This is a genomic window from Ideonella azotifigens, from assembly GCF_006519715.1.
Lineage (GTDB): Bacteria > Pseudomonadota > Gammaproteobacteria > Burkholderiales > Burkholderiaceae_C > Ideonella > Ideonella azotifigens.
Map to the genome: position 1 here is coordinate 1 of NZ_VIDT01000818.1, position 2168 is coordinate 2168.

Annotated in this window: 1 protein-coding gene and 1 pseudogene; both read right to left on the reverse strand. The window is 69.2% G+C overall.

Features of this window, described 5'->3' with window-relative positions:
- The coding region (locus FKP22_RS28025) for a sensor histidine kinase (RefSeq protein WP_233446987.1) at nucleotides 1–1666 on the reverse strand (1666 nt) is incomplete at its 3' end.
- A 165-nt stretch (nucleotides 1667–1831) separates the two neighbouring features.
- Nucleotides 1832–2168, reverse strand: a pseudogene (locus FKP22_RS28030) (class I SAM-dependent methyltransferase); the annotation flags it as partial.

Here is a 2168-nt window from a genome sequence, read left to right on the forward strand (position 1 = left end):
AGCGCGCCAGCTTGCGGGTGATGGCCAGGCCCAGCCCGGTGCCGCCGAAGCGGCGCACGACGGTTTCATCGGCCTGCTCGAACTCGCCGAACAGTCGGGCCAGCACCTGGGGCGCGATGCCCGGCCCGGTGTCCTCCACCTCCAGCAGCAATTCCAGCCGCTGCGGATCCTCGGGCAGCGGCTGGCACCGGGCATTCAGCGAGATGCCGCCGCGCTCGGTGAACTTGACGGCGTTGTTGGCGTAGTTCAGCAAGGCCTGGCGCAGGCGCAGCGGGTCGCCGCGCAGCCAGTCCGGGCAGTCGCGGTGGTCCACGCTGAGCGACAGGCCCTTGGTCTCGGCGGCCGGTGTGACCAGCGAGACCACCGAGTCCAGCAGCGCCGGCAGCGAGAAATCCACCGCCTCCAGCTGCAGGCCGCCGGCTTCGAGCTTGGAGGCATCAAGGATGTTGTTCAGCAGCGCCAGCAGATGGCCGGCGGCGCTGTGGATGCGTTCCAGCCGCTCGGATTGCTGCGGCGTGCAGGGGCTGCGCTTGAGCAGCAGCGTCATGCCGACCACCGCGTGCAGCGGGGTGCGGATCTCGTGGCTCATGTTGGCCAGGAAGGCGGCCTTGGTGCGGGCAGCGCTCTCGGCATCCTGCCTGGCCTGCACCAGCAGGCCGCGCTCCTTGGCCAGCCGCCAGCAGAGGAAGGCCAGCATGGACAGGGTCAAGGCGGCAAAGCCCAGCACGCCCAGCGTCAGCCGCAGGCGGGTGGCCTGCAGCTCCCCCATTGGCCGGTAGGTCAGCACCACCCAGCGCATGTTGTGCGACTGTTGCGGCGCCTGGTCCATCGCCATCGGGTCCATGCTGCGCCAGGCCCACAGCCCGCTGTCGATGGCCGTGCCTTCGCGCTCGGCCTGGAGGCGTGACCACAGCCCGCGGTGCTGGTTGCCGAAGTCGGCAATGCGCGGGGCGTCGGCCGTCGCTGGCGCGCGGAACTCGCGTTGCCAGCGGCCCTGGTCGTCCACCAGCAGCAGCTGGCGGTTGCCGACGGTGGACGTGCGGTCCAGCGTGGCGAAGATCGCGTTGGCATCGAGGTTGATGATCAGCAGGCCCAGCGGCTTGCCGGCGTCGTCGGCCACGCCGATGCACACCCGCAGCACCAGGCGCAGCGGCAGCTGCACCTTGCCGTGCTCCTGGTAGGCGTCCACCTGCGACAGGTAGATCGCCCCTGGCGGCATCACCCGGGCTTCCTTGACGAAGTAGCGTTCGGACTTGTCCTGCAGCTCGGACTCGACCTGGACCCGCTGCGGCTTGCCGTCGACCAGCTGCATGCGCACCCGCTCGCGGCCGGAGGTGTCCAGCCAGCGCACCTGCTGGTAGTTCGGGTTGCGTTGCAGCAGGCTGTGGAAGGCCTTGGCCATGGGCTGCGTGTCGTCCGGGTGGGCGAGGGTCTGGCGCACCGGGTCTTCCTGGGTCAGCGAGCGCACGTGCCGGAAGACAGGCGCGAGCGATTCGGTCAGCGCAGTGGCGCCGCGCAGCGCGGCCGACTGCTCGGCGAACAGCGCCCTGTCTTCCTCATAGTCCAGCCCGCGCCACAGCGCCACGCCTGCCAACGCGCAGGTCAGGGCACCGAAGGGAAGCATCAGCTTGGCGAAATGCTTCAGCACATGGGCACGGGTGTGCAAACAACTGTCTCCGGTGCCATCAAGTCTTGTGTCATGGGCCGGTAGCCGAATGGTTGGATGCAGTGTCGTTGAGCTTGCGCTTGCGGTGGAAGGCCATGGTCGAAGAATGGTCAGCCAGTCCTCACGGCAGTGGACGAATGGCCGCGGGCTGCGGACGGGGCGCTTTCAGCGCCGCTTGAACGGCGCCTGGTACAGCCACACCGGCTTGCCGGCCACGCTTTCGAGCCTGGCCTTGGGCACCAGTTCCGTGGCCTCGAATTCGAGGCTGACCAGCCACGCGCCAGGCTGCAGTTCCCGCTCGGCCTTGGCCACCGCACGGGGCATGCTTTCGGGCCGCTGGAACAGGTACACGAGCTGGTGGGCCGACCAGTCCCAGGCCCAGATGTCGGCACGCCTGACTTGCGCCTGCAGGCCGGCGCGGCGGCAGCGCCAGTCGCACAACAGGCGCAACGGCCAGCTCCATTCCAGGCCCAACAGGCGGGCTTGCGGGTATTCGGCGCGC